The organism is Sinomonas mesophila, from assembly GCF_001999765.1.
GTDB classification, from domain to species: domain Bacteria; phylum Actinomycetota; class Actinomycetes; order Actinomycetales; family Micrococcaceae; genus Sinomonas; species Sinomonas mesophila.
On record NZ_KV908324.1, the window covers coordinates 149,559 to 174,913 of the forward strand.

Sequence of the window (25,355 nt, forward strand, 5' to 3'; positions counted from 1 at the left end):
CACCTGAATCCACGGTACACAGCATCGGGAGGGCGCATGAAGGCCGTTGCCCGGTTCTGCGCGGTCCTCGCGGCTCTCCAGGCCGCCGCCCTCGTCGGCCTCGGTCTCCTGGCACCGCCGTCCGGCGTCGCCGCTGCCGCCCACGAGACCGCCGCGGACCCTGCTTTCCAGGGGGTCGACACCTACCTTCAGGAGCAGCTGGACTCGATCGGCCTCCCGGGGGCCGCCGTCGTGATCGTCAGGGACGGCGAGCAGGTCCACGAGCGCGCCTTCGGCCGGGCCGACGACTCAGGGCGGCCGATGACTGCGCAGACTCCGGTGCTCCTGGCCTCGACCAGCAAGTCGCTGACGGCGATCGCCGTGCTCCAGCAGGTCGAGGCCGGCCGGCTCGCTTTGGACGAGCCGGTGGTGACGTACCTGCCATGGTTCAGCCTTGAGGACAGCCGGGCCTCCGCGATCACCGTCCGGCACCTGCTCCACCAGTCGAGCGGGCTGTCCTCCGCGGACGCGGCCTTCGAGGGGTCCGACACCCAGGCCCCGGACGCTCTCGAACAGGGCGTCCGCGACCTGGCGGGGGCCTCGCTCGAGGGGAATCCCGGGGACGCCTTCGGGTATGCCAACGCGAACTACAACATCCTGGGCCTCCTCGTGCAGACCGTGAGCGGTCAGCCATTCGGGGAGTACATGCGCGACCACGTCTTCCGCCCGCTGGAGATGGACCATGCCCACACCACCCGCGCCTCGGCCGAGGCGGACAGCATGGCCCGCGGGCACTCGCTGTGGTTCGGCTCGTTCTGGCGCCAGACGGAGGTGCCCGCCCCGACGTCGGGAATGTCGTCCACCACGATGTACGCCTCGGCCGAGGATCTCGGCCACGAACTGGTCGCCCTGTTGGACGGAGGGAGCTACGGCAACCACCGGATCCTCCGCCCAGAAAGCGTCGACGTGATGCACACGCCCGGGGTCCGGGTGGACGAGTCCAAGCAGTACGCCATGGCCTGGTTCACGCGGCCGCTCAGCGAGGCCTCCCCGGCGGGCGCAGGATCCCCCGCAGAGGGCCGCGACCTCCCCCTGCTCCTGGAACATCAGGGGGAATGGGGCAACACGCACACCTACACGGCCATGGTCCCGGCCTCCGGCCTCGGAGTGGCGCTCGTCATCAACGCCAACGACACCTCCGCGCCGTCGCGCCTCAAGGCGCTGGACAGCAACGTCCTGCGCATCCTCCATGGGCAACCCCCCGCCCCGACCGTGGTGCACGAGGACTGGCTGCAGCGCAACGGCTGGGTGGTGTCATCGGCCCTCCTCCTGGCCGAGCTGGCGAGCCTCGTGCTCACCGGGGCCATCCTCGCGAGGACGGGAAGGCGACGGCGGGCCGCATCCTCAGCTAGCCGGCGGCGCTGGCGCCTCGCGCTGGTGGGAGCAGCCGCACTGGGGCTCGACGCCTTCGTGCTGTGGCTCTGCGTCGGCTACGCGCCGGCGCACTTCGAGACCCAGCTGGCAGTGATCGTCCGCCAATTCCCCGACATCGGCGTCACCCTGGTCCCGGCGCTGGCCCTGGCGGTCGTCTGGCCAGTCCCGAGGACGGTGTGGCTCCTCGCCCAAGGCCTTCACCGGCGCCGCTCCCGGGACCATGCTCCGGACGACGGCCGGATCTAGGCGTTGTCCGCCACGAGGTGCTTGTCCTCGATGCGCAGCCGGCCGCCGAGGTAGCCGCCGACGGCGGTCAGCAGCGAGATGCCCGCCAGGATCAGGGCAGCGCCCCAGGACTGGTTGCCGGACACCCCGAGCATCGCGGTCGCAATCATCGGCATGAAGCCGCTCGTGGCGCCGGCGATGTTGTAGCCCAGGGCCACGCCGGAGTAGCGCAGCTTCGGCGGGAACAGCTCGGTCAGCAGCGCGCCGTTGACGGCATACGCGACGGCGATGAGCATGATCCCGATCGTGATGGCGAGGGTGATGAGCAGCGGGGACTTCGTGTCGATCATGGCGAACAGCGGGAACGCCAGGACCGCGCTCACGATTCCGCCCCACATGGTGACCTTGCCGGAGCCGATCTTCTCGGCGAGGCGGCCCATGAAGACCGTGACAACGATCTGGGCGGCGGCTGCGATGAGCGTCGCGTTGACCATGACGCTGCGGTCCACCTTGAGGGTGTTGGCACCGTAGCTCACCGCGAAGGTGGTGATCATGTAGAACCCGCCGACGCCGAGCAGGGCGGCGAGGACTGCCACCACGAGGCGCCCGCCGGCCCGGCGGAAGACCTCGAGCGCGGGTGCCTTGACCGTCTCCTCCTGGGCGAGCAGGTCCTTGAAGATCGGGGACTCCTCGACCTTGAGGCGGATCCAGAGCGCGACGAGCAGCATCGGAATGGCCGCGAGGAACGGCAGGCGCCAGCCCCACGCGTCGAAGGATGCGGCGGGGAGGAGCAGGACGAGGGCGAACGCACCCGAGGCCATGAGGGTCGCGACCGGCGAGCCGATCTGGACCATCGCCGCGTAGCGGCCGCGCTTCTCCGCCGGTGCGTGCTCGACCGCCATGGTCACCGCGCCGCCCCATTCGCCGCCGACCGCGAGGCCCTGGACGAGGCGCAGGACGGCGAGCAGGACGGGCGCGGCCAGCCCGATGCTCGAGAAGTCGGGGAGCATGCCGATCAGGGCGGTGGCGACGCCGATCATCACGATGGTCGCCAGCAGCGCCGGCCGGCGCCCGTAGCGGTCTCCGACGTAGCCGAAGACGATGGCGCCGATCGGGCGGGCGGCGAAGCCGACACCGAAGGTCGCGAAGGACGCCAGCAGCGCCGCGGTCGGATTCAGGTCAGTGAAGTAGAGCCGGTTGAAGACGAGCGCGGCAGCGGTGCCGAAGAGGTAGTAGTCGTACCATTCGAGTGCCGTCCCGACGAAGGCGGCGCGGGCAATTTTGCCCGCGTCCTTGCCGGAGACGACCGGCGGTGCGCTCTGGGTGCCGTTGAGTGACGTCACGGGGTGAGCCTTTCGAACTGGGGGGAGTCTGCGCTGACGGTTCTTCGAGCCTAAATCGGTGCGAATTCCCTGAACAATGGCTATTTCCACTCACTTCGGCGGACTCGCTTGGGCAAATCCACAAGCCGACTGGTTTTCGGCTAGTGATGGTCGTCGCCGTACCGGCTGAGCGAGACCAGCGCCCAGGCCGCCTGGGCGGGAACGGTGAGGTCGAGCCCGATGACCTCCTGCAGGCTGCGCAGCCTGTTCACCACGGTGTTGCGGTGGCAGTAGAGCTCTTCCGAGGTCGCCTTGATCGATCCCGTCCGCGCATAGCTGCGGGCCACCTGGAGCAGGCGCTCGCGCTCGTGCGGCGTGCAGGCGTCCAGCGCTCGGGTGACCCGGTCGGAGAAGCCCGGCAGCGTCGTCTCCAGCAGGCCGGCGGCGATCGGCATCCACGCCGCCTCCACGGTGGCCAGCGCCCCTGTCCGGCGGTGCTGGGCGAGCACGAGTGCCGACGCGGCCGCTGCGGGAAGCGCCGCGAGCCCTTCGACGCCGGGCACGTACCCGGCCGGGAAGCCCGGCCCTTCGTCGAGCCACGTGCGGCTCCTGCGGAGCGGCCGGAAGACGTACGCCGCTCCGGTGTTCTCGTAGAAGTAGGCATCGTGGGCGGAGCCGTACCTCCGCTGGGCCAGGGGCACGGCGTCGTCGACGGCCGCAAGCACCTCGAAGGTGCCGTGGGGCTGGACTTCGAGGGCGGCGGCAATCTCCTGGATGTCGGCCGCATCGAGTTCACCGCCGTGGAAGAGCCGCGCGAGCAGGCGCTGCCGATACAGGTGCTTGTTGCGGGCGAGCCGCGCCTCCTCCTCGGCGAAGGCCTGCTGGATGCTGCTGACGTAGCCCTCCACCATGTCCAGCACGCAGTCCATGTTGCCGACGAGGGTCCCGATGCTGTCCGGACCGGCAACACGCTCGAGCCCCTTCCACAGGACGCGGAAGTCATTGCGGATTGCCCTGAGGAACGCCTCGAGCGGCACGCCCTGGCGGGCCCGGCGGACACCGATCTCCCGCGGCAGCGCCCGGAGGTCGAGGGGCAGCTCGGCACCGCCCATCTGGAGGATCAGATGGTCCATCGTGTCCGCCGCGGTCCGCTGGACGTCCTGCTCGGGGACGCGCGCCTCGCCGTACGAGATCTCCGAGAAGCGCTGCAGGAAGTCGTCGACGAGCAGGTCCCTCTCCTGCCACAGCCGTTCCAGGAGGCGTGCCCACTCCGGCTCGACCGTGGTTCCCGGCCGGAAGGCCCTCTCGGGGCGCGTCACGGCCGAGGGGCTCCCGCGATGATCAGCGATCATCCTTCCATTTTATGCAAATGCTTAAGCCTGCCCGCCGAAGCGGCGGCCTTTGTCCATTGCAGGGGGCAAAGTCCCAGCGTTGAATGGTCTCCATGCTCGTCGACCTGCTGATCCGCAACGCTCGCATCCTGACCCAGGACCCCTCGTACCCCCTTGCGACCAGCCTGCTCGTTCACGACGGCAGGATTCTGGCGGTGGATCCCGAGTCCGGCCCCGGAATGACCCCCGCGCGGGTCATCGACGCCGGGGGCGCCACGATCGTGCCGGGCTTCAACGACGTCCACGCCCACAGCGTGTGGTTCGGCCTCGGCCTCATGGAGGCCAACCTCGGCTCGGTGACGAGCCTGTCCGACGTGTACCGGATCATTGCCGAGGCCGCGGAGACGCTCGACCCCGACGAGTGGGTCATCGCCTCGGGCTTCAGCCCCCTGCTGCTCCGAGGCCAGCAGCCTGAGCGCGACCGCCTCGACGCGGCGGCCGCAGGCCGCCCCGTCTGGATCAAGCACTCCTCCGGCCATGCCTGCACGCTCAACGGCGTCGCGCTCGAGCGCGTAGCGCAGGCCGGTGCGGACCTCGCCGCCCCCATCGACGGCGGTGTCGTCGTCGTGGGCGACGACGGCCGCCCCACCGGGCTGCTGGAGGAGAACGCCATGCGCCTCGTCCAGGACCTCATGCTGCCCTACCCCCTCGAGACCATCGAGCGGGCGCTGGACCTGGCCACGACGCATTACCTCTCCGAGGGCATCACGAGCGTGACCGACGCCGGGATCGCTGGCGGCTGGATCGGTTACTCCCCGCGCGAGTTCGCCGCCTACCAGAACGCGAAGGACAAGGGGCTGCTCAGTGTCCGGATGCAGCCGATGGTGGTCCTGGACGCCCTCCACCATGTGCCCGGCCACGCCTCGGACCCCACGTCGCGGGGGCTGGACGGCGGCATCCGCTCGGGCCTCGGCGACGACTGGCTCCGCCTCGGATCGGTGAAGGTGTTCAGCGACGGTTCGCTCCTGGGCGGCACGGCCTACGTGAGCGAGGAGTACGTGGGCTGCCCGCACAACCACGGCTACCTGCAGACGGCCCCGGAAAAGCTGCGTACGGCGGCGCTCGAGGCCTACCGCGCCGGCTGGGCGCTCGCGATCCACGCCATCGGGGATCGCGCCGTCGACCACGCGATCGAGATCATCGAGGAGGCGCACCGGACGTACGGCCCCAACGCCCTCCCCAACCGGATCGAGCACGGCGGCGTCGTCCGCCCCGAGCAGCTGGACAGGATCGCCGCCGCCGGCATCGTGCTCGTCCCGCAGCCGCACTTCATCACCGAGTTCGGAGACGGCATGGCCCGTCTCCTCGGCCCGGAGCGCACGGCCCAGTCCTATCCGGCGAAGAGCCTGCTCGACCGGGGCGCGGTCCTGCCGGGGAGCTCGGACCGGCCGGTGTCCAACGGCAGGCCGCTGGATGTCATCCAGTCCTTCGTCGAGCGCGTGACGCCGTCGGGCCAGGTCTACGGCCCCGACGAGCGCATCACCGCGGCTCAGGCGCTCGCCGCCTACACCACCGGCTCGGCCGAGGCGACGGGAACCGGGCACCTCAAGGGTGTGCTTGCGCCCCGGTATCTCGCCGACCTCGTCTTCCTCGACCAGGACCCCACCGCCGTCGAGCCCTCGCGCATCGGGGCGACCCGCGTGCTCGGCACGATGGTGGACGGCGAGCTCCGCTTCGGCGGGGAGAACTTCCCCACTCTGACGAACACTCCAGACTCCGCCGCAGCCCTGGCAGGAAGGGATTTTGCATGAGCACCACCGACACCGAGTTCCTCGCCGACTTCGCCGCCATGTCGCGCTTCGGGGCGACCCCGGGCGGCGGCGTCGACCGGCAGGCGGGCACCCCCGCAGACCATGAAACCCGGCGGTGGTTCGGCGAATGGCTCGCCCGCCACGGCTACGCCGAATCCGTGGACGAGGCGGGCAACCAGTTCGGCACCCTCGAGCTGGTCCCGGGCGCCCCCTACGTCCTCCTCGGCTCGCACCTGGACTCACAGCCCCTCGCCGGCCGGTACGACGGCGCCTACGGCGTGCTCGCCGCGGCGCACGCCGGGGCGAGCGTCGCCGCCGAGGCACGCGGAGGGAACCTCGACGCGGTCTACAACGTCGCCGTCGTCAACTGGTTCAACGAGGAGGGCAGCCGCTTCACGCCCAGCATGATGGGCAGCGGCGTGTTCACCGGCAAGCTCCCCGTCGCCGACGCGCTCGCCACCGCAGACCCCACCGGCGTCACGGTGGCTGAGGCGCTCGCCGCCGGGCACCGCGCTCCCGACGGGAGCGCGCCGGTGCTCGCCGACGTCGCCTGCTACGCCGAGATCCACGTCGAGCAGGGCCGCAACCTCGAGGAGAGCGGCACCCAGGTCGGCATCGTGGACCGCACGTGGGCCGCTGCGAAGTACCGCGTGATCGTCGACGGCGCCCAGTCGCACACCGGGGCCACCCGGATGGAGGACCGCCGGGACGCGCTCTACGGGGCCGCCCTCCTCATCGCCGCCGCGCGCGACCTGGCCGACGAGTTCGAGCCGGGCCTCCTGCACACCTCGGTCTCCGAGATGTACGTGCTCCCGAATTCGCCGGTCACGATCGCCCGCCAGGCGGTCATGAACCTGGACCTGCGCTCGCCCGACGAGGGCGTGCTGGCCCGGGCCACCGAGCTGCTGGGCAAGGGGATCGCCGACGCCGAGGCGCGCTCGCGGACCCAGATCAGCGTCGAGCAGACGCACCGATGGGGCCTCGTGGCGTACCAGCCGGACGGCGTGGCCCTCGGGACCGCGAGCGCCGAGCGGCTCGGCTTCACGCACACGACCATCATGACGGTGGCGGGGCACGACTCCACCAACCTCAAGGACGCCGTGCCGACTGTCATGCTGTTCGTGCCGAGCGTCGAGGGCATCTCGCACAACGAGGCCGAGCACACGCGCGACGACGACGCCGTGCGCGGCGTCGGGCTCCTCACCGAGGTCGCCCGCGGGCTGGTCCGCGGAGAACTGCAGACGGCCTGACCCCGGACCAGGCCCTCGGGTCTCCCCTAGGGCCTCCGCCCGACGCAGAAGATGCGCCGGAACGGGTAGACGGCAGTCGTGACGCCGTCGCGCTCCGATGGCGGGTACGCGTCGAGCAGGAGCTGGTTGTACTGCTCCTCGAACTGCCGGCCCTCCTCCGGGGTGAGCGCGTCGAGGACCGGGCGCAGGCCCGTCCCGCGGACCCAGTTCAGCACGGCGTCCTCGCCCGCGAGCACGTGGTGGTAGGTGGTCTCCCACACGTCCGCCTCCCAGCTGGCCTCGCGGAGGAGGCGGAGGTACTCGGCGGGCTCGGACACGGCGTCGTGGTGCCGCAGGACCCCCCGGAGCCGGTGCTCCCACTGCGAGGACTCGGCGAGCTCGCGCATGAGCGTGTGCGAGGGCGACTGGAAGTTGCCGGGCACCTGGACGGCGAGCCAGGACCCTGGGGCGAGCTGCTCGAGCCAGCGGCCCATGAGGCCCTGGTGGCCTGGGACCCACTGGAGGGCGGCGTTCGAGACGACGACGTCGACGTCGTCCTCCGGCTCCCAGTGCACGATGTCGCCCCGGGTGAACCGCAGGTTGGCGAGGCCGCCGCCGGAGGAGCGGGCGGCGTCGAGCATCGCCTCCGAGCCGTCCACGCCCTCGACGTCGGCGTCCGGCCAGCGCTCGGCGAGCGCCGCCGTCAGCTGCCCCGTGCCGCAGCCGAGGTCCACGACGCGGCGGGGCGCCCCGGCGGCGATCCGCGACGTGAGGTCGAAGAAGGGCCGCGTGCGGTGGTCGTTGAAGGCGGCGTAGACGGCCGGGTCCCACGTCAGCGAGCTCATGGGACAACGCTAGTGCCGATAGGCTGGAGGCGCCATGCGACTCGACACCCTCCTCCCCGTTCCCTCCGGCCGCCCCGACCTAGCCGAGGCGGTGTACGAGGCGTTCCTCGGCTGGGCCGAGGGCCGGGGACTGTCCCTCTACCCGGCGCAGGACGAGGCGGTGCTCGAGATCGTCTCCGGATCGAACGTGATCCTCGCGACCCCGACGGGCTCGGGCAAGTCCCTTGTGGCGATCGCGGCCCACTTCCACGGGCTCGCGACGGGCCGGCGCTCGTACTACACGGCGCCGATCAAGGCCCTCGTCTCGGAGAAGTTCTTCGCGCTGTGCGAGATCTTCGGCGCCGAGAACGTCGGCATGGTCACGGGCGACTCGGCGGTGAACCCCGAGGCCCCCATCATCTGCTGCACCGCTGAGATCCTCGCCAACCACGCCCTGCGCGAGGGTGCCGACGCCGAGCTCGGCCCGGTCGTCATGGACGAGTTCCACTTCTACTCGGACCCGCAGCGCGGGTGGGCGTGGCAGGTCCCGCTGCTCGAACTCCCGCAGGCCCAGTTCCTCCTCATGAGCGCGACGCTAGGTGACGTGAGCCGCTTCGAGGACGAGCTCGCCGAGCGCACGGGGCGGACGACGACGACCGTCGCCCACGCGGAGCGCCCCATCCCGCTGCACTACTACTACGAGGAGCGGCCCGTCCACGAGACGCTCGAGGAGCTCCTCGCGACGAGGCAGGTCCCCGTGTACGTCGTGCACTTCAGCCAGGTCGAGGCCATCGAGCGGGCCCAGCAGCTCATGAGCGTCAACATGTGCACGCGCGAGGAGAAGGACAGGATCGCCGAGCTCATCGGCGGCTTCCGCTTCTCCGCCGGCTTCGGCAAGACGCTCAACCGGCTTGTCCGGCATGGGATCGGCGTGCACCACGCGGGCATGCTGCCCAAGTACCGGCGGCTCGTCGAGCAGCTCGCGCAGGCGGGGCTGCTCAAGGTCATCTGCGGCACGGACACGCTCGGGGTGGGCATCAACGTGCCCATCCGCACTGTCATGCTCACGGCCCTGAGCAAGTTCGACGGGAACCGGACGCGGCTGCTCAACGCCCGCGAGTTCCACCAGATCGCGGGCCGCGCGGGGCGGGCCGGCTTCGACACGGCGGGCACCGTCGTCGTGCAGGCGCCCGAGCACGTCGTCGAGAACACCCGGGCGCTCGAGAAGGCGCGCGCGAAGTTCGGCGACGACGCGCGCAAGCTGCGCCAGGTCGTGAAGAAGAAGCCGCCCGAGGGCTTCGTCTCGTGGGGGAAGCCGACGTTCGAGCGGCTCGTCGAGGCGCAGCCCGAGCCGCTGTCCTCGAGCTTCACGGTCTCCCACGCGATGCTCCTGAACCTCATGGGCCGCCCGGGCAATCCCTTCACGGCGGCCCGCCGGCTCCTCGGCGAGAACCACGAGGGGCGGCCTGCGCAGCTGCGGCTCATGCGCCGAGCGCTCGGGATCCTGCGCGAGCTCCTCGGCGCCGGCGTCGTCGAGCGGATCCCCGCCGCCGAGCTCACCGCCGAGGACGTCGCGAGCCAGCGCTCGCTGCGCCTCACGGTGGACCTGCAGGAGAACTTCGCGCTCAACCAGCCGCTCTCGCCCTTCGCGCTCGCTGCCCTCGACCTTCTCGACCCCGAGTCGCCCTCGTACGCCCTCGACGTCGTCTCGGTCATCGAGGCCACCCTCGAGAAGCCGCGGCAGATCCTCTCTGCCCAGCTCAAGCGCGCCCGGGCCGACGCCGTCGCCGCGATGAAGGCCGAGGGGCTCGAGTACAGCGAGCGCATGGCACAGCTCGACGCCGTCACCTACCCCGAGCCGCTCAAGGAGCTCCTCGAGGCCGCCTTCGAGACCTACCGCCGGCACGCCCCCTGGGTGGGCGATTTCGAGCTCGCGCCGAAGTCCGTGGTCCGAGACATGTACGAGCGCGCCATGGACTTCGGCGAGTACGTGCAGTTCTACGGACTGGCGCGCAGCGAGGGCATCGTCCTGCGGTACCTGACGGACGCGTTCAAGGCCCTGCGCCAGACCGTCCCCCAGGACGCCCTCCGCGAGGACCTCGAGGACCTCGTCGCGTGGCTCGGGGAGCTCGTCCGGCAGGTTGACTCGAGCCTCCTAGACGAGTGGGAGGAGCTCACGAGCGGCCGCGACTTGCACACCCACGACGCCCCGCCGCCCCCTCCCCCGGCGCTCACGTCCAACCTGCGCGCCTTCCGGGTCATGGTCCGGAACGAGCTCTTCCGCCGCGTCGAGCTGTTCGCCGACGAGGACTCGGCGGCGCTCGCCGAGCTCGACGGGGATGCCGGGTTCGGGGTGCCCGAATGGGAGGAGGCCCTCGACGCCTACTTCGAGGAGCACGAGGACATCGGCACGGGCCCGGATGCCAGGGGCCCCCAGCTGCTCGTCATCGAGGCCAAGCCCCGCGTGTGGCACGTGCGGCAGATCTTCGACGACCCGGCGGGCCACCGCGACTGGGGCTTCTCCGCCGACGTCGACCTCGACGCGAGCGACGAGTCCGGCACCGCCGTCATCCGCGTCACCGCGATCGGCCGCCTCGGCGGCTAGGTTGGTGCCATGAGTCCTTCCACCGTGGCCACCCTGCGTCCAGCTGAGCCCGCCGACGTGCCCGCTATCCTCGAGCTCATCCGCGAGCTCGCCGCCTACGAGCGGGAGCCGGACGCCGTCAAGAACACCGTGGAGATGCTCACGGAGCAGCTCTTCGGGGAGAACCCGGCGATCTTCGCGCATGTGGTCGAGGACTCATCAGGCGGCGAGATCTCCGGGTTCGCGCTGTGGTTCCTCAACTACTCGACGTGGGAGGGAACGCACGGGATCTACCTCGAGGACCTCTACGTCCGCCCCGCCGCCCGCGGACTCGGCTACGGCAAGGCCCTCCTGCGGGAGCTCGCCCGGATCGCCGTGGAGCGCGGGTACGCGCGGGTCGAGTGGAGCGTCCTGAAGTGGAACGAGCCCTCGATCGGCTTCTACCGCGGCCTCGGCGCCCACCCGATGGAGGAGTGGGACACGTTCCGCCTCACGGGGGACGCGCTCGCCGGCTTCGGCTCCACCGCATGAGCACCGCCCCGGGGCACCGCGTCCTCGGCCGCCACGAGTTCCGGGGCCTGCGCACGGCCGAGCACGTCTTCCGCCTGCCGCTCGACCACGGCCGGCCCGGCGGGGAGCACCTCGAGGTCTTCGCCCGCGAGTACAGCTCGGCCACGCACCCGCCCGCGGCCGTCGAACGCCTGCCCTGGCTCGTGTTCCTGCAGGGCGGTCCCGGCGGCCGGGGGAACCGCGTGACCGGGCTGAGCGGGTGGATGAAGGAGGCCGCCCGCGACTTCCGGATCCTCATGCTCGACCAGCGCGGCACGGGCCTCTCCGCCCCGGCGGACCGCGTGACCCTCCCGGCGCGGGGCGGCCCCGCGGAGCAGGCCGCTTACCTCGCGCACTTCCGGGCAGACTCGATCGTGCTGGACTGCGAGGCCATCCGGCGCGCGCTCGGCTCGGGCCCGTGGACCGTCTTCGGGCAGAGCTATGGCGGCTTCTGCACACTCACGTACCTCTCGCTCGCGCCGCACGGCCTGCGCCGGGCACTCATCGCAGGCGGGCTCGCGCCGCTCGACGCGGCCGCCGACGACGTCTACCGGGCCACGTACGCGAGGGTCGCCGAGCGCAACGAGCAGTACTTCGGCTGGTACCCGGGTGACCGCGCGGCGGTGACCGCCGTCGTCGAGCACCTGCACGGGCGCGACGAGCGGCTGCCGAGCGGCGAGCGCCTCACCCCCGAGCGGTTCCAGCTCGTCGGGAACCTCCTCGGCGGGAACACCCGGGTGGACATGCTGCACTACCTGCTCGAGGACGCCTTCACCCGCGGCGCGGACGGGCCGCGGCTCTCGGATGCCTTCCTCGCCCAGATCCACCAGCTCGTGACCCGCGCGCCGAACCCGCTCTACGCGCTCCTGCACGAATCGATCTACGCGCAGGGAGCCGCCACGGACTGGGCCGCGTGGCGCGTCCTCGACGAGTTCCCGGCCTTCCGCCCGGACGCGGACGCCCCGCTCCTGCTCGGCGAGATGGTCATGCCCTGGTACTTCGAGCAGGATCCCGCGCTCGTTCCGCTCGCCGAGACCGCCGAGGAGCTCGCCCGCAAGGGCGACTGGGGGCCGCTCTACGACCCCGGCCGGCTGGCCCTCAACGACGTCCCCGCCGCGGCCGCCGTGTACCGCGACGACATCTACGTGGACCGGGACCTCTCCCTCGGCACAGCCAAGCGGGTCCGCGGGCTCGAGGTCTGGGAGACCGCGGACTTCCACCACGACGGCATCGCGGACGACGGCGAGGGCATCTTCGCGCGGCTCCTCGCCATGGCCGACGGGGAGCGCGGGGGGCCCCCTGCCGCCCGTCTGGGCCACGTCGGGGGCTGAACCTGGTTGGCCGCCTCCGGCCGTCGCGAGAAATGTCGGACCCCCGTGATGGGGTGGGGCTATGGAGGATTTCGGGGACGGGACGCACGACGGCGGGCGGCCGCCGTCGCTGATCGACGTGCCGGAGCCCGCGACGTCCACTCCCTACCCCGCGTACCTCGACGACCCCGCCTCCGATCCCGGCCGCGCCGACTTCGAATCCAGGGCCTGGGAGCCCGACGGATGCCTTGACTGCTCTGAGGATCCGCTCGTGACTGACGGCCCGGATTCCTTACCCGGCGAGGCCGATGAGTGGGCCGGCAGCGACTACCCCGCCTATCTTGACGACCCCTCCTCCGATCCCGGCCGTGCCGACTATGAGTGCCGGGACTGGGAAGCCGAGGAGGAGGACGACGCCGAGGGCGGCGGCCCCGTGATCCTCCTCCATCCGGCGGCGGTCGCTGCCCGCGCCCGGCAGCGTTCTGTCGAGGCGCTGCTCGCGGGCCTGGCCAGCGTCGATGCCGCCGAGGCCCAGCTGCACGCCCTGCGGGTCCTCATGGTCCGCGGGATCGCGAGCCTCCTGGGCGCCGACGCCCCCGACGCCCTCGAGCGGAGCCAGGCACCGTCCCTGACCGCGGCCGAGATCGCCGCAGAACGGTCCCTGCCGCCAAGGGCCGCGAGGGCCCTGGTTACCGAGTCGCTGGCTCTGACGGCGCCCGAGGCCCGGCCCGTGCTCATGGCGCTCCAGGAGGGCCGGCTGGACCGGCCCCGGGCGCAGACCATCCTGCGGGCCGCCGCCCCCATCCCCTCCGACGCCGTGGAGGGGTTCCTCGACCGCGCCGTCGCGGTGGCCGCACCGGCCAGCGACCCGGCCCGCTCGGCAGCGGACGCCCCCGAACGCCCGTCCGTGCCAGCGCTCTCGAGGGCGCTCCGGCGCATGGCCGAGGAGCACAGCGCGCACACCCTGACGACGAGGGCCCGGCAGGCCCGGGAACACCGCCGGCTCGACATCGAGCCCGGCGACGACGGCATGTGCCACCTCTCCGCCTACCTCCCACTCGAGGCAGGCGCCGCCATCGACGCCCGCCTCCAGGCCGCCGCCCGAGCCCAGGCATCCCCGGACGACCCCCGCACCACAGCCCAGCGCCGCGCCGATGCCCTCACCGACATCCTCCTCGCCCCAACCGGCGCCTCGGCCGCCGGCGCCCCGACCAGTGGTTCCCCCGCCGGTGGCTCGCCTCGCGGCGGAGTCCGCATGGAGATCGTCGTGACCGTCCCCGCCACGACACTCGTCCCCCTGCCGCTACCTGCCCCCGCCGAGCGACCCGCCGACAGCCCCTCCGACGACTCCTCGGCCGGCCCGGCAGCCGAGCTCGCCGCGGCGGGCCTGGCCTTCGGCGACGCGCCCGGTGAGATCCTGGGCTACGGCCCCATCGACGCGGCCACCGCCCGCCGCTTGGCCGCGCAGGCGGACACGTGGATGCGCATGCTCACCGACGCAGACACAGGGGCTCCCCTCGCCCTCGGACGGACGCGCTACAAACCGCCCCCGGCACTGCGGCGCTTCCTCGCCGCCCGGGACACCGGATGCCGCTTCCCCGCCTGCGACCGCACCCACCCTCACACCGAGGCCGACCACACCCATGAATGGTCCCGCGGCGGCCCGACAGACACCACCAACCTCGCCCTCCTGTGCAGCGAGCACCACCGGCTCAAGACCCTGGGATACTGGACCGCCTCCCAGCCCAGCACCGACGGGGCCATCGTCTGGACCTCACCGCTCGACCGCAAGCACATCACGTCACCGGGCCCGCCTCGCCCGCCGAACAGGCCACCCGACGAGCAGCCCCCTCCTCCACCGTTCTGATGCCGTCCCTCGAGGGACACGCTGCTCTGCTAGACCTGAGCCGGGCGGGCTGCCCCGGTGACGGCAGTTGCGAGGAGGACGGCGATGCTCAGGAGCCCGGCGATCGCGGCAAGCCCGGGGAAGCCGACGAGTGCCATGACGACCCCGGACAGGGCGCCACCTGTGGCTCCCGCGAGGCCCATGGCCGTGTCGCTCACGCCCTGAGCCTCGACCCGGTTCGCCTCGGCGACGCTCTCGGCGAGCAGCGCCGACCCGGAGATCGCCGCGGCGGACCAGCCGAGGCCGAGCAGGACGAGCCCGACGGTCACGGCGGCGGCATTCCCGGCCCCGAGGGACACGACAGCGACCGCCGCGAGCAGGAGCCCATGCCCCACGGCGAGCATCGCCCGCCGGCCGAAGCGGTCGGACAGCCAGCCCATGAGCGGCGAGAGCGCGAACATGCCAGCAATGTGCAGCGAGATCGTGAAGCCGATGAGCGCGAACGAGTCCGTGCTCACGTGGCCCTCATGGCCCGGTCCCGCTCCGGCGACGTCCCCGACCGTGAGCTGCTGGAGGTGCAGCGGCGTCATCGACATGATGGACACCATGACGCCCTGGGCCGCGACGATGCCGGACGCGGCCAGCACGGCGCCCGGGGACGACCCGATCGCCCGCAGTCCGCGGGAGAGGACCGCGCCCCTGACGGGCCCGGGCAGCGGGCCTGCGGGCTCGAGGACCGGGGTCCCCGCCGTTCCGGCCGCGGCCCGCCGGGCCTCGAGCAGCGGATCGGGCCTGAGGCCTGCGGCGAGGAGCACGGCGGCGATGACCATGCCCGTCACGGAGATGACGAACGGCCCGGCCGTCTCCGGGAGACCGAGGGCCTGGCCGAGGGCGGCGCCGGGCTTGATGAGGTTGGGGCCCGCGACGGCCCCGACGGTGATGGACCACACGACGAGCGACAGGTCTCGCCCGCGGTGGGTGGGGTCGGCGAGGTCAACCGCTGCGAACCTCGACTGGAGGTTCACGGCCATTCCGACGCCGAGAAGCGCGCTGCCCGCGAGCAGCAGGCCGAGCGAGGAGGCCATGGTCGAGAGCACAATGAGGAGGGACCCGGCGGCCGCCGCGGCGAGGCCCGCGACGAGGGCCCGGCGGCGTCCGCGGGACGCGGCATAGCCACTGAGCGGGAGGGCCGCGACGGCGGCGGCGAGGGTGAGCACGGTCATGACCGCCCCGGCCCAGGCCTGGGAGCCACCGAACTCAACGGCCAGGAGCGAGCCGATCGCCAAGGTCGCGCCGTTGCCGAGGCCGCTGAGCAGCTGCGCGACGGAGAGCACCGTGACCGTACGTCGCTGGATCCGCCGCCGCTCGACGTCGTCCGCCACAGCGCCCGAGACGGGGCCGCGCGGGGGCGGCCCCTCCGGAGCGGGACGCCGGGCCTGCGGCTCGCGCCGCGGTTCTGGCTCAGGCATGCCCGGCCGCCTGCATCTGGCGGAGTTCCTTCTTGAGGTCGGCGACCTCGTCCCTGAGGCGCGCGGCAAGCTCGAACTGCAGCTCGGCCGCGGCGCCGTGCATCTGCTCGGTGAGCTGCTCGATGAGGCCCATCAGGTCCTCTGCGGGCGCGGCGGCGAGGCCCTCCTTCCGGACGGCCGCCTGCCCGGCCACGGCAGCCTTCGCAACCGAGTAGCCACGCTTGCCTTTTCCGTAGTCAAACTGCTTGATCAGCTTCTGCGTGTCCTCGTCCTCGCGCGCGAGCTGGTCGGTGATGTCGGCGATCCGCTTGCGCAGCGGCTGCGGGTCGACGCCGTGCTCGCGGTTGAAGGCGATCTGGATCTCGCGGCGCCGGTTGGTCTCGTCAATCGCCTGCGCCATCGAGTCGGTGACCTTGTCGGCGTACATGTGCACCTGGCCGGAAACGTTGCGCGCCGCGCGGCCGATCGTCTGGATGAGGGACGTCGAGGAGCGCAGGAAGCCCTCCTTGTCCGCGTCGAGGATGCTCACGAGCGAGACCTCGGGCAGGTCCAGGCCCTCGCGCAGGAGGTTGATGCCCACGAGCACATCGAAGACGCCGAGGCGCAGCTCGCGCAGCAGCTCGACGCGGCGCAGCGTGTCGACGTCCGAGTGCAGGTACTGGACCTTCACGCCATGGCCCATGAGGTACTCGGTGAGATCCTCGGCCATGCGCTTCGTGAGCGTCGTGACGAGGACGCGCTCGTCCCTCTCGACCCGGTCCCGGATCTCGCCGAGGAGGTCGTCGATCTGCCCCTTGGTCGGCTTGACCACGACCTCGGGGTCCACGAGCCCGGTGGGACGGATGATCTGCTGCACGACGCCGTCGGACTTCCCGAGCTCGTACTTGCCCGGCGTCGCGGAGAGGTAGATGGTCTGCCCGATCCGCTCGAGGAACTCGTCCCACTTGAGAGGGCGGTTGTCCGTCGCCGAGGGCAGCCGGAAGCCGTGCTCGACGAGCGTGCGCTTGCGCGACATGTCGCCCTCGTACATCGACCCGATCTGGGGCACGGTCACGTGGGACTCGTCGATGACGAGGAGGAAGTCGTCGGGGAAGAAGTCCAGGAGGCAATGCGGGGCGGTGCCGGCGCCGCGGCCGTCGATGTGCCGCGAGTAGTTCTCGATGCCGTTGCAGAAGCCCATCTGCTCCATCATCTCGAGGTCATACGTCGTCCGCATGCGCAGCCGCTGGGCCTCGACGAGCTTGTTCTGCGACTCGAGGACCTCGAGCCGCTCCGCGAGCTCGTCCTCGATGGCCTTGATCGCGCGGTTCATGCGCTCCGGCCCCGCGACGTAGTGGCTCGCGGGGAAGACGTACATCTCCGTCTCCTCGCGGACCACCTCGCCCGTGAGCGGGTGGAGGGTGTGGATCGACTCGACCTCGTCGCCGAAGAACTCGATCCGCAGCGCCTGCTCCTCGTACATCGGGATGATCTCGACCGTGTCGCCGCGCACGCGGAACGTTCCGCGGTGGAAGTCGACGTCGTTGCGCACGTACTGCATCGCGACGAACTGGCGCAGGAGCGCGTCCCGGTCGAGCTCCATCCCCCGCCGAAGCGTGACCATCCCGGCCACGTACTCCTCGGGCGTGCCGAGGCCATAGATGCACGAGACGGTCGCGACGACGACGACGTCCCGCCGGGTCAGGAGGGAGTTGGTCGCGGAGTGCCGCAGCCGCTCGACCTCCTCGTTGATCGAGGAGTCCTTCTCGATGAAGGTGTCCGTCTGCGGGACGTACGCCTCCGGCTGGTAGTAGTCGTAGTACGAGACGAAGTACTCGACGGCGTTGTTCGGCAGGAGCTCGCGGAACTCGTTGGCGAGTTGCGCGGCGAGCGTCTTGTTCTGCACCAGGACGAGCGTGGGCCGCTGGAGCTTCTCGATGACCCACGCGGTCGTCGCGCTCTTGCCGGTGCCGGTGGCGCCGAGGAGGACGACGTCCTTCTCCCCGTTGGTGATGCGTTCGGCGATCTCGGCGATCGCCGTCGGCTGGTCGCCTGCCGGCCGGTACTCGCTGACGACCTCGAAGGGCGCGACGACGCGGTTGATCTCCTGCGCAAGGCTCATGGAACCAATCTACGCCCGGCTGCGGACAGGAGGTGTCCGCGTCCCGGGCCAGGTCCGCACGCCTAGCCCCCGCTCCCCGCCCCGGCCGTGCGCGCGGCGGCGGGGGCGAGCACGCCGTGCCAGAGGCGGTCGACGGCGGCGCGCAGCTCCTCGAGCGTGCCGGCGTTCTCCACGACGTGGTCGGCGGCGGCGAGGCGCTCCTCGCGGGAGGCCTGCGCGGCCATGCGGGCGCGGGCCTCCTCCTCGGCCATTCCGCTGCGCCGGAGCAGGCGCTCCACGCGCACCTCGTCCGGCGCGTCCACGACCACGACGAGGTCGAAGCCCCCCGCCTGGCCCGTCTCGACGAGCAGCGGGATGTCCTGCACGACGACGCCGCGCGGGTCGGCGGCCTGCGCCTCCGCCAGGAGCTCGGCGGCGCGGGCACGGACGCGGGGGTGGATGATCGCGTTGAGCTCGGCCCGCCGTGCGGGGTCCGCGAAGACGACGGCGCCGAGCGCCGCCCGGTCCAGCCCGCCGTCGTCCGCGATGACGCCCGGCCCGAACGCCGCGGCCACCGCGGCGAGCCCCTCCGACCCCGGCGCGACGGCCTCGCGGGCCAGCACGTCCGCGTCGATGAGGATCGCGCCCAACTCGGCGAGACGCCGCGCGACCTCGGACTTCCCGGACCCGATCCCGCCCGTCAGACCCACTCTCAGCACGGGCCCAGCCTAGCGCCCGCCTAGACTTGTGCGGTGAGTCACGCCGAGAGCCGCCCTGCCCCGAGCCGCGCTGTGCGCTACACGACCATCGACGGCGAGCACCGCCACGAGCTCGAGGTCAAGCGCTCCCGCTTCATCACCGTCCTGCGCCGGGCCGAGACGGAGGAGGACGCCCGCGCCCTCGTGGCCGGGCTGCGGCGCGAGTTCCACGACGCGCGGCACCACTGCAGCGCCTTCGTCCTCGGCCCCGATCGGGACACCCAGCGCAGCAGCGACGACGGCGAGCCAGCGGGCACCGCCGGCATCCCCATGCTCGAGGCGCTCCTCAAGCGCGAGATGCACGACGGCGTCGCGGACCTGAGCGACGTCGCGGCCGTCGTCGTGAGGTACTTCGGCGGGATCCTGCTCGGCGCGGGCGGCCTCGTGCGCGCGTACTCGGAGTCGGTCTCGGCGGCGCTCGGCACGGCCCCGCTCGTGCGGCGCGAGCGGCTGCGGATCCTCGGGGTCGAGGCTCCGCACGCGGGCGCTGGGCGGCTCGAGAACGACCTGCGCTCCGCGGGCGTCGAGGTCCTCGGCACGGACTACGGGCCGCGGGCCGCGCTCCTGCGGATCGCTGTCGAGGACAGCGAGCCCGCCGTGGCGGGCTTCGCCGAGCGTCTGGCCGGGCTCACGGGCGGGGCGGGCACCGCCGTCGGGCTCGGGACGGAGTGGGTGGACCTGCGCTGATCCGGGCGGGCCTGCGCTGGTCCGGGCGGGCCTGCGCTGGTCCGGGCGGACCTGCGCTGATCCGGGGACATGCGAAAGGGGCGGGCCCTGCGGTGCAGGACCCGCCCCTTTCAGGCGATCAGTCGGCCGGACTATCAGTTGGCCAGGACGCGATCAGTTGCCGGTGAGCTTCTCGCGCAGGGCCGCGAGGGCCTCGTCGGACGCGAGCGTGCCAGCCTCGGCGGCCGGGGCCTCCGAGGAGTAGGTCGTCGGCAGTGCCTCGTGGCCGGACGCAGCGGCGGCGTCGTCGGCGAGGTGCTGGGCGACCTGCTTCTTGTGCGCCTCCCAGCGGGACTGGGCGTCGGCGTACTGCTGCTCCCACGCGGCGCGCTGGGTCTCGTAGCCCTCGAGCCACTCGTTGGACTCCGGGTCGAAGCCCTCGGGGTACTTGTAGTTGCCCTCCTCGTCGTACTCCGCGGCCATGCCGTAGAGCGCCGGGTCGAACTCGGTCGAGTCCGGGTCCACGCCCTCGTTGGCCTGCTTGAGCGACAGGGAGATGCGGCGGCGCTCGAGGTCGATGTCGATGACCTTGACGAAGAGCTCGTCGCCCACGGAGACGACCTGCTCGGCGAGGTCCACGTGGCGGACCGCGAGCTCCGAGATGTGCACGAGGCCCTCGATGCCGTCCTCGACGCGGACGAACGCACCGAACGGAACGAGCTTCGTGACCTTGCCCGGGACGACCTGGCCGAGCGCGTGGGTGCGCGCGAAGGTCTGCCACGGGTCCTCCTGCGTCGCCTTGAGCGAGAGGGAGACGCGCTCGCGGTCGAGATCGACCTCGAGAACCTCGACCGTGACCTCCTGGCCGACCTCGACGACCTCGGACGGGTGGTCGATGTGCTTCCAGGACAGCTCCGAGACGTGGACGAGGCCGTCGACGCCGCCGAGGTCCACGAACGCACCGAAGTTGACGATCGAGGAGACGACGCCGGGGCGGACCTGGCCCTTCTCGAGCTTGTTGAGGAAGGAGGAGCGGACCTCGGACTGGGTCTGCTCGAGCCACGCGCGGCGGGACAGGACCACGTTGTTGCGGTTCTTGTCGAGCTCGATGATCTTGGCCTCGATCTTCTGGCCGATGTACGGCGCCAGATCGCGGACGCGGCGCATCTCGACGAGCGAGGCCGGGAGGAAGCCGCGGAGGCCGATGTCGAGGATGAGGCCACCCTTGACCACCTCGATGACGGTGCCGGTAACGACGCCGTCCTCCTCCTTGATCTTCTCGATGTCGCCCCAGGCACGCTCGTACTGGGCGCGCTTCTTGGAGAGGATCAGGCGGCCTTCCTTGTCCTCCTTGGTGAGGACGAGGGCTTCGACCTGATCGCCGACGGCGACAACCTCGCCCGGGTCGACATCGTGCTTGATGGAGAGCTCGCGGGACGGGATGACGCCCTCGGTCTTGTACCCGATGTCGAGCAGGACCTCGTCGCGGTCGACCTTGACGACGGTGCCCTCGACGAGGTCGCCGTCGTTGAAGTACTTGATGGTGGCGTCGACTGCGGCGAGGAAGTCCTCGGCCGTGCCGATGTCGTTGATGGCGACCTGCGGCGTAGCGGACGTCGAGGTGGAGGTGATGGTCATGTAGTAGGGGCTCCGATGTGGATAGGTGGTCGGTCAGCCAGTCCCCGGGGCCCGCGGTTCAGCCGCAAGCAGGAGTCTGCCTGAGTGTGGATTGTGTCGTGCACGCGCGTACTACGCGCCCGTCCAGTCTAGTCGCGGCCCGCAACGACGGTCAAAACCGCAGCGCCTCATTGAGAACCGGCCGGGAGGGGCTGTGGCGGCCGCTCAGAAGTGCGTGAGGCAGTGTGCGGGGCGCTCGACGGCGAAGAGCCGCATCGCCTCGAGGGCCGCCCCGGGCCGCAGCTCGGTGAACCGGCCGGCCGCCGCGAGGGTCACCGGGCTGACCCCGCCGCAGTAGACCGAGGACAGGTCCGCGACGTCGAGCCGGGCGTCGGCCCCCGCCGCGTCGCCGGGCGCCAGACGCTCGACCCGCGCCGCCCCGTCGTCGACCGTGAGCCGGTAGGTGCCCGAAGCAAGGCTCAGCGGGTCGGTGACGGTCAGGACGAGCCCGCCGTCGGCGTCGTAGGCCCGCGCGGACAGGGCGGCCTCGACGTCGAGGATCCTCAGCCACAGCATGTCCTGCGCCGCCTTGGCGCCGACGCAGCGCGGGTCCTCGAGCGCCCACACGAGCGGATCATCGGCGGGCGCCTCACGCCACACGACGCGCTCGACGAGGTCGAGCGAGCCGAGGAACTCCCAGAGGCCAAGGTAGGCGGCGTGCGTCGCCGCTACGAGGTCCTTGACCTCGACCGTGTACGGTTTGGCGTCCCAGCCGCGGAATGAATAGGCGACATAGCCGTCCGCCTGCCCGTCGGCGCGGAGGTGCAGGGCCGCCCGGATCGCCGTGTCGGGCCCGCCGTCGTGCGAGAACCGGCCCGCCGCGGCGAGCCGGTACCAGTCATGCCGGTCGATCGAACCAGGCGTGAGCCGGTGGACGCGGGCGAAGATGCGGGGGCCGAGGTCCAGGAGGACGGCCGGGTCCGCGGCCTCGACGCGCCCCTCGGGCGCCGCGGACAGCGCGAAGCGCCGCGTTGTGTCCACCGTGACGCTGCGCTCGGACGTGGCCACGCCGAAGCCGAAGCGCCGGTAGATGCTGCCCTCGGAGGCTGTGAGCGCGGCGATGGGGACGCCGCCGGCCTTGGCGCGGGCGAGGTCTGCGCTCATGAGCCGGCGCAGGAGGCCGCGCCGGCGGTGGCTCGTCCGGACGGTCACCGCAGTGATGAGGTGGGCGGGCACGAGCCGCCCGAACCCCGCGTTGAGGGTCTTGCGCAGCGTCGCGAAGGTCGCCACGGGAATGTGCTCTCCGAGCGTGCCCGGCGGGACGGGGCCGCGGGCGTAGACCCCCGTGAGCTCACGCTCGTCGGCGGCGTACATGGCCGCGACCGCGTCGAGGTACGCGTCGTCGCGGGCCTTGTCGTAGAAGCCCGCCCCGACGGCGCGGAGCCAGTCCCGGGTCGCGGCGTGCCCCGGCTCCCCCGGAAGGCCGGGCGCGAAGCGGCGCAGCACGTACGTGCCGTCGTCGAAAGGCTCGCCGGCGCCGCGCGCCTCGTCCGCGGGATCCGGCTCTCGGGGCACGGTCAATGCCCCGCCTCGTTCCACGTCCGGCCGACGCCGATCTGGACGTCGAGCGGGACGGTGAGCTCCGCCGCGGAGCCCATCTGCTCGGCCACGAGGGCGCGAACACGCTCCTCCTCCCCCGGGGCGACCTCGACGACGAGCTCGTCGTGGATCTGCAGCAGGAGCCGGGAGCCGAGGCCCTGCTCGCGCAGCTGGCCCTCGACGCCCAGCATGGCCCGCTTGATGATGTCCGCCGCCGAGCCCTGGATGGGCGAGTTGAGGGCGATGCGCTCGGCGAGCTCGCGGTGGACCCGGTTGGGGCTCGTGAGGTCCGGCAGGTAGCGGCGGCGGCCGAAGATCGTGGACGTGTAGCCGTCCTGGCGCGCCTGCTCGACGACGCCGCGGAGGTAGTCGCGGACCCCGCCGAAGCGGTCGAAGTAGTCCTTCATGAGCGACCGGGCCTCGTCCACCGAGATCTCGAGCTGCTTGGACAGGCCGAACGAGGTCAGCCCGTAGGCCAGGCCGTAGGACATGGCCTTGACCTTCGAGCGCATCTCGGACGTGACGTCCGCAGGCTCGACGTGGAAGATCCGCGAGCCGACGAAGCGGTGGAGGTCCTCGCCCTCGCGGTAGGCCTGGATGAGCCCCTCGTCGCCCGAGAGGTGCGCCATGATGCGCATCTCGATCTGCGAGTAGTCCGCGGAGAGGAGCGACTCGTAGCCCTCGCCGACGACGAACACGTCGCGGACCCTGCGGCCCTCCTCGGAGCGGATGGGGATGTTCTGCAGGTTCGGGTTGTTCGAGGACAGGCGGCCGGTCGCGGCGATCGTCTGGGCGTAGGTCGTGTGGATGCGGCCGTCGGACGAGACCGACTTCTGCAGCGTCTCGACCATCTGGCGCAGCTTGCTCGACTCGCGGTGTGCCATGAGGCCCGCAAGGAACGGGTGGCCAGTGCGGTCGAGCAGGTCCTTAAGCGAGGCCGCGTCGGTCGTGTAGCCGGTCTTGATCTTCTTGGTCTTGGGGAGGCCGAGCTCGTCGAAGAGGACCGTCTGGAGCTGCTTGGGCGAACCGAGATTCACCTCACGGCCGATCGCGGCGTAGGCCTCCTGGGCCGCCGCCTCGCTCGCGGCGCCGAGCTGGTCCATGAGGCCGGCGATGTGCCCGCTGTCGACCGCGATCCCGGTCCACTCCATGTCGAGCAGCACCCGCGAGAGCGGAAGCTCCAGGTCGGCGAGCAGGCCGGCGGCCCCGCGCTCGACCAGGGCCGGGGCGAGGTGCGCGTGCAGCGCGTGCACGACGGCGGCCTCCTTCACGAGCGCCGCTGCGGCGGCGTCGCCGCCCTCGAGGTCGAGGGCGAGCTGGCCGGTCGAGGGCTGACCCGCCCCGAGGTCCACGCCGAGATGGTGCTGGGCGAGGTCCGCGAGGGCGTAGGACCGGCGGTCGGGCTCGGCGAGGTAGCCGGAGACCGAGACGTCGTCGACGACTCCGGCGACCTCGGCGCCCGCAACGCGGAGTGCCTTGGCCGCCTCCTTGTACTCGTGCATCGCCTTGGGCACAGCGGGGTCGGCCAGCCACTGGGCAAGCGGCGGGGGGACCTCGCCGTCGAGCGTGAGGACGACGGCGGCGTCCGCCGTCGCGAGGGCGATCGCCTCGGCCGCGGGCCGCGGGGACGCGCCCGAGGCGCGCAGGGCCACGGCCACGGGGGCCTCCTCGGCACCGACAGTGTCGGCTGTGAGCGCCGAGAGCGCTGCCGCGAGCTCGGCGTCGTCCGCCGGCACGGTGTGCGCGGGCACCTCGAACCTGTCCTCGGGCGCTTCCGCGGCGTTCATCGCGAAGATCTCGTAGACGCGCGTGCGCAGGGTCTTGAACTCGAGCTCGTCGAAGAGCGACTCGACGGCCGCGCGCTCGGGGCGCGGCTGGGCGAGGTCCTCGAGCGAGAGCGGGAGCTCGAGATCCGTCAGGAGCCGGTTGAGCTTGCGGTTGCGCTCGACCGACTCGAGGTTCGCCCTGAGGGATTCACCTGCCTTGCCCTTGATCTCGTCCGCGTGGGCCAGGACGCCCTCCACGCCGTCGTACTGGGCGATCCACTTCGCCGCCGTCTTGGGCCCGACGCCGGGGACGCCCGGCAGGTTGTCGGCCGACTCGCCGACGAGGGCGGCCAGGTCCGGGTAGCGTGCCGGGGGAACGAAGTACTTCTCCTCGATCGCGGCCGCGTCCATGCGGGGCAGGTCGGAGACGCCCTTGCGCGGGTACAGGACGGTGACGTCGTCGTTGACGAGCTGGAAGGTGTCCCTGTCACCCGAGACCAGGAGGACTTCGAAGCCCGCCCCGGAGCCGAGGGCGGCCAGCGTCGCGAGGATGTCGTCGGCCTCATGGCCGGGCAGCTCCAAGGTGCGGATGCCAAGGGCCGCCATGACCTTCTTGATGTAGTCGATCTGGCCCGCGAACTCCGCCGGTGTGGCGTTGCGGCCGGCCTTGTACTCGCTGTACTCCGTCCTGCGGTGCGTCGTCTCGTCGCTCACATCGAAGGCGACGGCGACATGGGTGGGCTCCTGGTCCCGGACGAGATTGATCAGCATGGACGTGAAGCCGTGCACGGCGTTCGTGTGCTGGCCCTCCGAGTTCTGGAAGCTCTCCGCCGGCAGTGCGAAGAACGCCCGGAATGCCATGGAGTGTCCGTCCAGGACCAGCAGCCGAGGCCGTCCCCCGGCCGCACCCCCCGTGGTGTTCGTCGGGCCGGGGAGGGGGGTGGTTTTGCTGGTTT

The 25,355-nt window shown here is 71.7% G+C and carries 17 protein-coding genes; 8 read left to right on the forward strand and 9 right to left on the reverse strand.

All coding sequences use genetic code 11. The features are described from left to right. The first annotated feature begins 36 nt into the window (after positions 1-36). Positions 37-1,659: a serine hydrolase domain-containing protein gene (locus BV907_RS04530; RefSeq protein WP_077488538.1), complete on the forward strand. Its 1,623-nt coding sequence runs from the start codon at positions 37-39 to the stop codon at positions 1,657-1,659. Here the strand turns inward: BV907_RS04530 and BV907_RS04535 are convergent. After that, on the reverse strand, positions 1,656-2,981 hold the full coding sequence (locus BV907_RS04535; RefSeq protein ID WP_077488539.1) for an MFS transporter: 1,326 nt from the start codon (positions 2,979-2,981) through the stop codon (positions 1,656-1,658). The genes BV907_RS04530 and BV907_RS04535 overlap by 4 nt on opposite strands. A 140-nt stretch (positions 2,982-3,121) precedes the next feature. After that, positions 3,122-4,312: an RsbRD N-terminal domain-containing protein gene (locus tag BV907_RS04540; protein ID WP_077488540.1), complete on the reverse strand. Its 1,191-nt coding sequence runs from the start codon at positions 4,310-4,312 to the stop codon at positions 3,122-3,124. Positions 4,313-4,404: 92 nt separating this feature from the next. Between BV907_RS04540 and BV907_RS04545 the strand changes: the two genes are divergently transcribed. Both BV907_RS04545 and BV907_RS04550 read left to right on the forward strand, forming a co-directional pair. Further along, entirely contained in the window at positions 4,405-6,102 is a 1,698-nt protein-coding gene (locus tag BV907_RS04545; protein ID WP_077488541.1) for an amidohydrolase, read from the forward strand. After that, complete coding sequence (locus tag BV907_RS04550; protein WP_077488542.1) at positions 6,099-7,352, forward strand: M20 family metallo-hydrolase; 1,254 nt, start codon at positions 6,099-6,101, stop codon at positions 7,350-7,352. The genes BV907_RS04545 and BV907_RS04550 overlap by 4 nt, the downstream gene beginning before the upstream one ends. Before the next feature lie 26 nt (positions 7,353-7,378). On the opposite strand, the gene BV907_RS04555 is transcribed toward BV907_RS04550, so the two are convergent. After that, entirely contained in the window at positions 7,379-8,176 is a 798-nt protein-coding gene (locus BV907_RS04555; RefSeq protein WP_342745506.1) for a trans-aconitate 2-methyltransferase, read from the reverse strand. A 34-nt stretch (positions 8,177-8,210) separates the two neighbouring features. Here BV907_RS04555 and BV907_RS04560 point away from each other — a divergent pair, with 34 nt between their 5' ends. The 4 genes from BV907_RS04560 (at position 8,211) to BV907_RS04575 (ending at position 14,465) form a co-directional block, all read left to right on the forward strand. Beyond that, entirely contained in the window at positions 8,211-10,760 is a 2,550-nt protein-coding gene (locus BV907_RS04560) for a DEAD/DEAH box helicase (RefSeq protein WP_077488543.1), read from the forward strand. A gap of 24 nt (positions 10,761-10,784) precedes the next feature. Further along, positions 10,785-11,270: a GNAT family N-acetyltransferase gene (locus tag BV907_RS04565; protein WP_077488544.1), complete on the forward strand. Its 486-nt coding sequence runs from the start codon at positions 10,785-10,787 to the stop codon at positions 11,268-11,270. Next, positions 11,267-12,619: an alpha/beta fold hydrolase gene (locus BV907_RS04570; RefSeq protein ID WP_077488545.1), complete on the forward strand. Its 1,353-nt coding sequence runs from the start codon at positions 11,267-11,269 to the stop codon at positions 12,617-12,619. The genes BV907_RS04565 and BV907_RS04570 overlap by 4 nt, the downstream gene beginning before the upstream one ends. 61 nt (positions 12,620-12,680) lie before the next feature. Next, positions 12,681-14,465 carry an HNH endonuclease gene (locus tag BV907_RS04575; RefSeq protein WP_077488546.1) on the forward strand — a complete coding sequence of 595 codons (1,785 nt, stop codon included), beginning with the start codon at positions 12,681-12,683 and terminating at the stop codon, positions 14,463-14,465. 29 nt (positions 14,466-14,494) lie between these two features. On the opposite strand, the gene BV907_RS04580 is transcribed toward BV907_RS04575, so the two are convergent. The 3 genes from BV907_RS04580 to coaE all read right to left on the reverse strand — a co-directional run bounded on the left by BV907_RS04580 (position 14,495) and on the right by coaE (position 18,712). Continuing rightward, entirely contained in the window at positions 14,495-15,913 is a 1,419-nt protein-coding gene (locus BV907_RS04580; protein ID WP_077488547.1) for an MFS transporter, read from the reverse strand. Continuing rightward, a complete protein-coding gene (uvrB, locus tag BV907_RS04585; RefSeq protein ID WP_077488548.1) occupies positions 15,906-18,014 on the reverse strand; it encodes an excinuclease ABC subunit UvrB in 2,109 nt (702 codons plus the stop codon). The genes BV907_RS04580 and uvrB overlap by 8 nt, the downstream gene beginning before the upstream one ends. Positions 18,015-18,076: 62 nt before the next feature. Then, positions 18,077-18,712: a dephospho-CoA kinase gene (coaE, locus tag BV907_RS04590; protein ID WP_077488549.1), complete on the reverse strand. Its 636-nt coding sequence runs from the start codon at positions 18,710-18,712 to the stop codon at positions 18,077-18,079. 33 nt (positions 18,713-18,745) lie between these two features. Here coaE and BV907_RS04595 point away from each other — a divergent pair, with 33 nt between their 5' ends. Further along, positions 18,746-19,438 carry an IMPACT family protein gene (locus BV907_RS04595; protein ID WP_077488550.1) on the forward strand — a complete coding sequence of 231 codons (693 nt, stop codon included), beginning with the start codon at positions 18,746-18,748 and terminating at the stop codon, positions 19,436-19,438. 153 nt (positions 19,439-19,591) lie between these two features. Here BV907_RS04595 and rpsA read toward each other — a convergent pair whose 3' ends face one another. The 3 genes from rpsA to polA form a co-directional block, all read right to left on the reverse strand. Then, entirely contained in the window at positions 19,592-21,055 is a 1,464-nt protein-coding gene (rpsA, locus tag BV907_RS04600) for a 30S ribosomal protein S1 (protein ID WP_077488551.1), read from the reverse strand. Between the two features lie 204 nt (positions 21,056-21,259). Further along, the gene (locus tag BV907_RS04605; RefSeq protein ID WP_425441606.1) at positions 21,260-22,609 is read right to left on the reverse strand and encodes a GNAT family N-acetyltransferase; all 1,350 of its coding nucleotides are present in this window, start codon (positions 22,607-22,609) and stop codon (positions 21,260-21,262) included. Between the two features lie 2 nt (positions 22,610-22,611). Next, on the reverse strand, positions 22,612-25,260 hold the full coding sequence (gene polA / locus BV907_RS04610; RefSeq protein WP_245827804.1) for a DNA polymerase I: 2,649 nt from the start codon (positions 25,258-25,260) through the stop codon (positions 22,612-22,614). Between the last annotated feature and the right edge of the window lie 95 nt (positions 25,261-25,355).

Excerpts from the sequence above, each read along its gene's own strand:
- BV907_RS04530 (WP_077488538.1), top strand. The coding sequence starts at position 37 with ATGAAGGCCGTTGCCCGGTTCTGCGCGGTCCTCGCGGCTCTCCAGGCC.
- BV907_RS04540 (WP_077488540.1), bottom strand. The coding sequence starts at position 4,312 with ATGATCGCTGATCATCGCGGGAGCCCCTCGGCCGTGACGCGCCCCGAG.
- BV907_RS04545 (WP_077488541.1), top strand. The coding sequence starts at position 4,405 with ATGCTCGTCGACCTGCTGATCCGCAACGCTCGCATCCTGACCCAGGAC.
- BV907_RS04550 (WP_077488542.1), top strand. The coding sequence starts at position 6,099 with ATGAGCACCACCGACACCGAGTTCCTCGCCGACTTCGCCGCCATGTCG.
- BV907_RS04555 (WP_342745506.1), bottom strand. The coding sequence starts at position 8,176 with ATGAGCTCGCTGACGTGGGACCCGGCCGTCTACGCCGCCTTCAACGAC.
- BV907_RS04560 (WP_077488543.1), top strand. The coding sequence starts at position 8,211 with ATGCGACTCGACACCCTCCTCCCCGTTCCCTCCGGCCGCCCCGACCTA.
- BV907_RS04570 (WP_077488545.1), top strand. The coding sequence starts at position 11,267 with ATGAGCACCGCCCCGGGGCACCGCGTCCTCGGCCGCCACGAGTTCCGG.
- BV907_RS04575 (WP_077488546.1), top strand. The coding sequence starts at position 12,681 with ATGGAGGATTTCGGGGACGGGACGCACGACGGCGGGCGGCCGCCGTCG.
- BV907_RS04580 (WP_077488547.1), bottom strand. The coding sequence starts at position 15,913 with ATGCCTGAGCCAGAACCGCGGCGCGAGCCGCAGGCCCGGCGTCCCGCT.
- uvrB (WP_077488548.1), bottom strand. The coding sequence starts at position 18,014 with ATGAGCCTTGCGCAGGAGATCAACCGCGTCGTCGCGCCCTTCGAGGTC.
- rpsA (WP_077488551.1), bottom strand. The coding sequence starts at position 21,055 with ATGACCATCACCTCCACCTCGACGTCCGCTACGCCGCAGGTCGCCATC.
- polA (WP_245827804.1), bottom strand. The coding sequence starts at position 25,260 with ATGGCATTCCGGGCGTTCTTCGCACTGCCGGCGGAGAGCTTCCAGAAC.